Here is an 8,013-nt window from a genome sequence, read left to right as displayed (position 1 = left end):
TGTACACGTCATCCGGAGCTGTAGTCGAAACAGTACCGCTCGACTGGTTCACACCGATGGTGATGACCTGGTTGTTATCCAGGGTCACGGTCACAGGGCTGGTGATGTTAGTCACCGGCGCGCCGTTCTTATCTACCAAGGTAGCGGTGTAGACGATCTCGCCGCCTTCACCCACAGTTTTAGTAGCAGTCAGTACCACATCAACCTTGTCGATAGTGTCGTTGATCTGCGTCGTCGCCCCACCCGGTGCGATATCAAGCTTCTCGAAACCACCACCCACGATGTCCGGATTGATCGTGACGTTGATCGGACCTGCATCTTTGAATACGTCGTCGCTCGGTGCCTTGGACGTCACCTGGCCTGTCGTCTCGCCCTTGGCGATAGTGATGACGTCACCATTGCTCAAGGTCAGGGTCAGGTCGCTGCCGGCCTTGTTGCTCAAGGTCGCGGTGTAGGTGATGTTGCCACCTTCGTCGGCCTCGCCTGGCGCGGTCAGGGTGACGGTGGTGGTGTCGGTGGTGCCGGGTGTGTCGGTCACGGTGGTGTTGACCGGCGTGGTGCCAGGTACCAGGTTTTCGAAATGCGCGCCGCCGGTCACATTGGTGATAGCGGTGGTGACGGTCTGGTTGCCCTCATACACGTCGTTCGGCGCAACAGTGGTGGCAGTGCCAGCGGATTGGCCGACACCAATGGTGATGGTCTGGCCATTGTCCAGCGTCACGGTCAACGGATTGGTGGTGTTGGTGACCGGGTTACCTGCCTTGTCCACCAGCGACGCGGTGTAGACGATATTACCGCCTTCGCCCACGGTGGTAGTCGCAGTCAGGACCACATCGACCTTGTCGATAGTGTCGTTGATGGTGGTAGTCGCGCCGTCACCGGCCACTTCCAGTTTTTCGAAGTTGCCGCCAGTAGTCTCGACGATCTTTACGGTTTGCGTGCTTTTGTCGACAAACACATCATCGCCTGGAGCATCGACGGTGACGGAGCCGACGGTTTCGCCCGCCTTGATGATGATGGTCGACCCGTTATCCAGCTTCAGCGTAACGTCAGTGTCGGCTTTATTGGAGAGCGTGGCGGTGTAGGTAATCTGCCCGCCTTCGCTGACATCGCCTGGCGCAGTCAGCGTTACGGTGGTGGTGTCGACCGAATCGGTGATGGTGGTGACGGCTGGCGTGGTGTTGGGCACCAGGTTTTCAAAGTTGCCACCGGTCGTGCCGGTGATGGTCGTCGTGACGGTGCTGCCGTTGACGTAGACGTCGTTCGCCGGGGTGTCGACCACCACGGTACCGACGGACTCGCCGGCCTTGATGGTGATCACCGAGCCGTTGGACAAGGTCACGGTCACGGGGGTTTGCGCCGGGTTGGTCAGCGTCGCGGTGTAGGTGATCTGGCCGCCTTCGGTGACGGTGTTAGTGGCGGTGAGGGTCACGCCGGTGTCGTCGACCGAATCGGTAATCGTGGTGACGGCTGGTGTGGTGTTGGGCACCAGGTTTTCGAAGTTGCCACCGGTTGCCCCGGTGATGGTGGTGCTGACCGTGCTGCCATTGTTGTAGACGTCGTTGGCCGGTGTCTCGACCACCACTGTACCGGTGGACTTACCTGCCTCGATGTTGATCACCGAGCCGTTGCTCAAGGTAATGGTGACGGGCGTCTGCGCCGGGTTGGTCAAGGTCGCGGTGTAGGTGATCTGACCGCCTTCGGTCACCGTTTCGCCTGCTGTCAGGGTCACGGTGGTGGTGTCGATGGTGTCGGTGATCTGGGTGACGGCCGGCGTCGGGTCGACGGTCACGATCAGGTTGTTACCGCCGGTGGTGCCAGTGACGGTGACGCTGATCTGGCCTGGGTCGATGTACGGGCTGTCATTAGGCGCCAGGGGCACATTCACGGAGCCAGTCACCTGGCCGGCCGGGATGGTGATCACCGCGCCGTTGGACAGGGTGACGGTCAGGTTGCTGGTAGACGGCTGGGTCACCGTAGCGGTGTAGGTCAGCACGCCGCCGGCTTCGGTGATGGTCGGGGTGGCGCTCAGGGACAGGGTCGACGGCAAAGGCGCTGCCGTGAGCGGGTCGGTCGGCTGCCCGCCGAGTTCGTTGGTCAACGCATTGGTACCGAAACCCAGGCCAGCCGTCGGGAAACCAATGGTCGGATCAACCGAGCCTGCGGTCTCATCGAGCATCACAAAGCTGTGACCGCCCCCCGCAGCGCCGGTGCCAGCAGCTGCCGCGCCTGCGGCGGTGGCTTCCAGCTCGGTGGTCGGGTCAGCGCCGGCGGCGATTGCCTGCTGCAGTTCGGCAACCGACGGTGCAGCCTGTGCGGTGGCTTGTGCCAGGTCCGTGCTGGAGTCGGGCGCGGTGGCGCTCCACTGGGTGTCACGGCCCAGGTCCAGGGTGCGACCATCGGCCAGCTCCAGGCTGACTGCGCCCGACATACCGGTGTCTATCTGGTCGCCGGCAAAAAGGCGATCACCTTCAACAAGCACCCGGCGGGCCCCTTCCGGAGAAATGACGAAAACTTGGCCAACAATGCTTTTGACGATGGCAACAACACTGCTCATTGAAGATTTCTCCGGCGATCCATTCTGTGGGTGTTCCTAGGGCTGAGATCTGATGGGATTCATCAGCCTGGGAGGTGCGTAGTTTATAAAACGAATGACGTCAAATAATTGGCTGTATTTTTTGGCGATTTACTTTATGCCAAACTATTGACCTTCTTGGCGCCATCCTAAACAATCGCCTCGCTAATGTCACATTGATATTCACGCGGCGAACCGTCCTACATGTGTGAACCAGTTCCGCTTTTGAACTTTCCGACGTACGGTCATTACGGTAGCCATTTTCTAACGCAGCACGCCAAGTTGCTGTGACTTGAGACAAGAAGTCCTGGGGATTCTTAAATGCGTTTGCACCTGCTTAAGGCAATACCGTTCGTTCTCGCCGCCAGTTTCGTACAAGCCCAAACCCTGCCCCAGGCCATGCAGCAAGCGCTGGATGTGCACCCTGAGATTCAGGCAGGTGTCAATGCTCGTATCGCGGCTGACTATCAATTGCGTGCGGCCAAGGGCGGTTACCTGCCCCGTGTCGACCTGAACGCCGGTTATGGCCGTGAAGGCACCGACAGCTCGTCCACCCGTGCCCGTGGTGGCCATTGGGACACCCTCAATCGCGGTGAGTCGAGCCTGCGTCTGCAGCAAATGGTTTTTGACGGTTTTGCCACCTCCAGTGAAGTTGGGCGTCAACAAGCCACCGTTAACTCCCGCGCGTTTTCGTTGCTTGGCACTTCCGAGCGCACTGCATTAACGGTAGCCCAGGTTTATCTGGACGTCCTGACCCGTCGTGAATTCGTGCGCCTGGCTGAAGACAACCTGCGTAACCACGAGCGCATTTACGACCAGATCAAGTTGCGCACCCAGCGCGGCGTCGGCAGCGGGGCTGACCTGGACCAGGCCGAAGCCCGTCTGGCCCAGGCCCGCAACAACGTGATCACCGAGCAGACCAACCTGGCCGATGCCCAGACCAACTACCTGAGCGCTGTCGGCCAGGAAGCCGATCAATTGGAGCGTCCGCCCAGCTTCATGGCGATGCTGCCTGCAGACCTGAACGAAGCACGTCGCCAGATGCTGGATAACAGCCCAATCCTGCGCTCGGCCGAATCCGACATCGCCGCCGCCGAAAAACAATACGAAGCCGCCAAGTCTTCCTTCTACCCACGCTTCGACGCCGAGTTGGGCCGCAACGCCGACAACAACATCGACGGCGACGCCAGCCACAACAATGGCTGGGAAGCGATGCTGCGTATGCGCTTCAACCTGTACGCCGGTGGCAGCAACAAAGCCGAGCTGGAGTCCAAGTCCTACCAGTCCAACCAGGCCCTGGATATCCGCAATAACGCCTTGCGCCAGTTGAACGAAGAACTGGGCCTGGCCTGGAACGCCATGAACAACGCCAATGCCCAGGTGCCGATTGCCCAGCAATACGTCGACCACAGCAGCAAAGTACGCGGCGCTTACCAGAAGCAATTCAGCCTGGGCGAGCGGACCCTGCTCGACTTGCTCGACAGTGAAAACGAACTGTTCACCGCTTCGCGTCGTCTGGAAGAGATAAAAAACGTTCAGTTATTTACTCAGTACCGAATCAAGGCGACCATGGGCGAGTTGCTCAAGAGCCAGGGAGTGGTCGCACCGATGGCCTCCGTCGTCCAGAACGATGTGAAGCCGAAAGTTCAACTGCCGGGGATGAATTGAGCTATTCCTTATAGACCCATCCGTTAGTTGAGAGAGCCCGCGTGGAATCAGAAGTTAGTCGAGTCCATCTCAGTCATGATCCACGCACATTGCACGACGACCCGTTACTCGACGGGTTGTTGGCTCTCTGTGCCCTGCACCAGAAGCCTGCCAGTGCGGCAATGCTGACCACCGGTCTGCCATTGCCGTCACAGCAGCTGACCGCCGATTTGCTGGCCCGGGCCGCGGCCCGCGCCGGTTTGCAAGGCCGGCTGCTGCAACGCAAGCTCGATTCGATCCCCGCGATTGCCATGCCGGCGCTGCTGTTGCTCAAGGACGGCCGGAGTGCCGTGCTGCTCGGCTGGCAGGGTGAAGACGAGGCCCAGGTTCTGCTCAGCGAAAGCGATGGCGGTGAAACCATCGTCAAGCGTCAAGCCTTGGCCGATGACTACATCGGCAAAGTGTTTTTTGCCCAGCCCCAGCACAAATTCGATGTCAGCCACGGCACCCTGATCCCTCGGGCCCGTTCGTGGTTTCGCGACACCCTCAAGCGTTCGCGTTGGCTCTACGCCGATGCCATCGCTGCCAGTTTCCTGATCAACCTGATTGCCATGGCCGCGCCGCTGTTCGTGATGAACGTCTACGACCGCGTGGTGCCGAACCAGGCCACCGCCACCCTGTGGGTGCTGGCCACCGGTATTTTCATCGCCTACGTCTTCGACCTGGTCCTCAAGAGCTTGCGCAGTCTGTGCCTGGACCTGGCCGGCAAAAAAACCGACCTGATCATCTCGGCCACGCTGTTCGAGCGGATCGTCGGCATGTCGATGAAGTACCGCCCGGCGCGGGTCGGCAGTTTCGCCCAGAACATCCACGAGTTTCAGAGCCTGCGCGACTTCCTCGCGTCTCTGACCCTCACCAGCCTGATCGACTTGCCGTTCACCCTGCTGATCTTCATGGTGATCGCCATCCTCGGCGGGCACCTGGTGTGGATCCCCATGCTGGCTTTCCCGATTGCCCTGGGCATCGGTTACCTGCTGCAAAAACCGCTGGTGGCCACCATGGAACGCACCATGGCCCTGGCCTCCGAGCGCCAGTCGAGCCTGATCGAAACCCTGGCCGGGCTGGATGCGGTCAAGGTCAACAACGCGGAAAGCGAGCGCCAGTACCAGTGGGAGCAGACCATTGGCACCCTCAGCCGCCTTGAATTGCGGGTGAAAATGCTCTCTGGGCTGTCGATGAACATCACCCTGCTGATCCAGCAACTGGCGGGTGTGATCATGATTGTCTTCGGGGTCTACCAGATCATCGGCGGCAACCTCAGCATGGGCGGCCTGATTGCCTGCTACATGCTCAGTGGCCGCGCCCTCAGCCCCCTGGCGTCGCTGTCGGGCCTGATGACCCGCTACCAGCAGGCCAAAGTCACCATGGTCTCCACCGACCAGATGATGGAACTGCCTCAGGAGCGCAACTTCGAAGAGCGTCCCTTGAGCCGCCGCACCCTGCAAGGGGCCATCGAGTGCCGGGGCCTGAACTTTACCTACCCCAACCAGCAGAACATGGCGCTCAAGAACATCAACCTGGTGATCAAGCCCGGCGAGAAAATTGGCATCATCGGGCGCAGCGGTTCGGGCAAAAGCTCCCTGGCCAAGCTGATCGTCGGCCTCTACCAGCCCGACTCCGGCGCCCTGCTGGTGGACGGGGTGGACATTCGCCAGATCGACGTCAGCGAACTGCGCCACAACGTCGGCTATGTGCCTCAGGACATTCAACTACTGGCCGGCACCCTGCGCGACAATCTGGTCTCCGGCGCCCGCTACGTTGAAGACGAAGTGGTGCTGCAAGCCGCCGAACTGGCCGGCGTCCACGAATTTGCCCGTCTGCACCCGCAAGGCTACGAACTGCAAGTGGGCGAGCGAGGCCAGAACCTCTCTGGCGGTCAGCGACAAAACGTCGCCCTGGCCCGTGCCCTGCTGCTCAACCCGCCTATCCTGCTGCTGGACGAACCGACCAGCGCCATGGACAACACCGGTGAAGAACGCCTTAAACAGCGCCTGCAATCCGTTGTGGAAAACAAGACCGTGGTGCTGGTGACACACCGGGCGTCGCTGTTGTCCCTGGTGGACCGCTTGTTGGTCATCGACCGTGGGCAAATCCTCGCCGATGGTCCGAAAGCCGTAGTGATGGAAGCGTTGAAGAAGGGGCAGATCAGTGTTGCGTAAATTCAAGGACGCAGTCCGTCGTTACTTTATCGGTTCCGATTCGCTGGACGGCCAGCCACTGCCAGAGGTCAAGAAGGCCCTGATCGAAGATGCCCCGCGCGTGGTGCGGCTGACCATCTGGGGGATCATCGGGTTTTTCCTGTGCATGTTGCTGTGGGCCGGCTTTGCCAAGGTCGACGAAGTCACGCGCGGTGATGGCAAGGCCATCCCTTCCTCCAAGCTGCAGAAGATCCAGAACCTGGAAGGCGGCATCGTTGCCGAGCTGTTCGTCAAGGAAGGGCAGATCGTCGAAGCCGGTGCGCCGCTGATTCGCCTGGACGACACACGTTTTGTCTCCAACGCCGGGGAAACCGAGGCCCAGCGCCTGTCCCTACTGTTGCGTATCGAGCGCTTGAGCGCCCAGGTCGAAGACCGGCCGTTGAACATCCCTGAAGATGTGCGGGCCGCTGCGCCCACCCAGGCCATCAACGAGCAGTCGCTGTACGAAAGCCGGCGCCAGCAGTTCAAGGACGAAATCGGCGGCTTGCAGGAACAACTGACCCAGCGCCAGCAAGAAATGCGCGAGTACACCTCCAAACAGAGCCAGTACCGTAACCAGCTGTCGTTGCAGCGCCAGGAAATCAACATGTCCGAACCCCTGGTCGCCCAGGGTGCGGTGTCGCCGGTGGAAGTACTGCGCCTCAAGCGCGCAGAAATGGAAACCCGTGGCCAACTGGACGCCACCACCCTGGCCATCCCCCGTGCCGACTCGGCGATCAAGGAAGTACAGCGCAAGATCGACGAGACTCGCGGTAAGTATCGCAGTGAAGCCCTGACCGAGCTCAACGAAGCCCGCACCGACTTGAACAAGGCCCAGGCCACCGGCAAAGCCCTCGAAGACCGGGTGAGCCGGACCCTGGTCACCTCGCCGGTGCGCGGGATCGTCAAGCAACTGCTGGTCAACACCATCGGTGGGGTGATCCAGCCGGGCAGCGACATGGTAGAAATCGTCCCGTTGGACGACACCCTGCTGGTGGAAGCCAAGATCCGCCCGCAAGACATTGCCTTCCTGCACCCGGGACAAGAGGCTGTGGTCAAGTTCACCGCCTATGACTACACCATCTACGGCGGCCTCAAGGCCAAGCTGGAGCGCATCGGTGCCGACACCATCACCGACGAAGACAAGAAAACCACCTACTACATGATCACCTTGCGCACCGACCGCAGCCACCTGGGTACCGATGAGAAGCCGCTGATCATCATCCCCGGCATGGTCGCTTCGGTCGATATCATTACCGGCAAGAAAACCATCCTCAGCTACCTGCTCAAGCCCATCATCAAGGCCCGGGCGGAGTCGCTGCAGGAGCGTTGATCTTCAGTGTCTGGGCGGGCCTCATCGCGAGCAAGCCCGCTCCCACACTCAACCGCATTCCTATGTTGGAAATCGGTCGAATGTGGGAGCGGGCTTGCTCGCGAAGGGGCCCTCAACTTCACCCCATCCCTCAGCCCTACCGCAAAAAGGCCATATCGTTATTCTCTAACGGTATTTAAAGTCACTCTCCTGACTGCCAGAGAGTGATCTTATATCCGCCA

The 8,013-nt window shown here is 60.4% G+C and carries 4 protein-coding genes; 3 read left to right on the top strand and 1 reads right to left on the bottom strand.

The window, feature by feature from the left end; genetic code table 11:
- The coding region (locus JFT44_RS20560; RefSeq protein ID WP_198831079.1) for a retention module-containing protein at positions 1-2,557 on the bottom strand (2,557 nt) is incomplete at its 3' end.
- Positions 2,558-2,896: 339 nt separating this feature from the next.
- Between JFT44_RS20560 and JFT44_RS20555 the strand changes: the two genes are divergently transcribed.
- The 3 genes from JFT44_RS20555 to JFT44_RS20545 are packed head-to-tail and all read left to right on the top strand — an operon-like array spanning position 2,897 to position 7,792.
- On the top strand, positions 2,897-4,243 hold the full coding sequence (locus JFT44_RS20555) for a TolC family outer membrane protein (protein WP_057438932.1): 1,347 nt from the start codon (positions 2,897-2,899) through the stop codon (positions 4,241-4,243).
- A gap of 41 nt (positions 4,244-4,284) precedes the next feature.
- Complete coding sequence (locus tag JFT44_RS20550) at positions 4,285-6,441, top strand: type I secretion system permease/ATPase (RefSeq protein WP_057438933.1); 2,157 nt, start codon at positions 4,285-4,287, stop codon at positions 6,439-6,441.
- The gene (locus tag JFT44_RS20545) at positions 6,434-7,792 is read left to right on the top strand and encodes an HlyD family type I secretion periplasmic adaptor subunit (protein ID WP_115129340.1); all 1,359 of its coding nucleotides are present in this window, start codon (positions 6,434-6,436) and stop codon (positions 7,790-7,792) included. Before JFT44_RS20550 ends, JFT44_RS20545 begins: the two co-directional genes overlap by 8 nt.
- Positions 7,793-8,013 lie beyond the last annotated feature (221 nt).

The sequence above is a fragment of the Pseudomonas sp. MF5691 genome, from assembly GCF_016405645.1.
In the GTDB taxonomy this organism is placed as follows: Bacteria; Pseudomonadota; Gammaproteobacteria; order Pseudomonadales; family Pseudomonadaceae; genus Aquipseudomonas; species Aquipseudomonas shahriarae.
The sequence above is the reverse complement of the archived record's forward strand: the minus strand, read 5'-3'. Positions and strand labels throughout refer to the sequence as shown.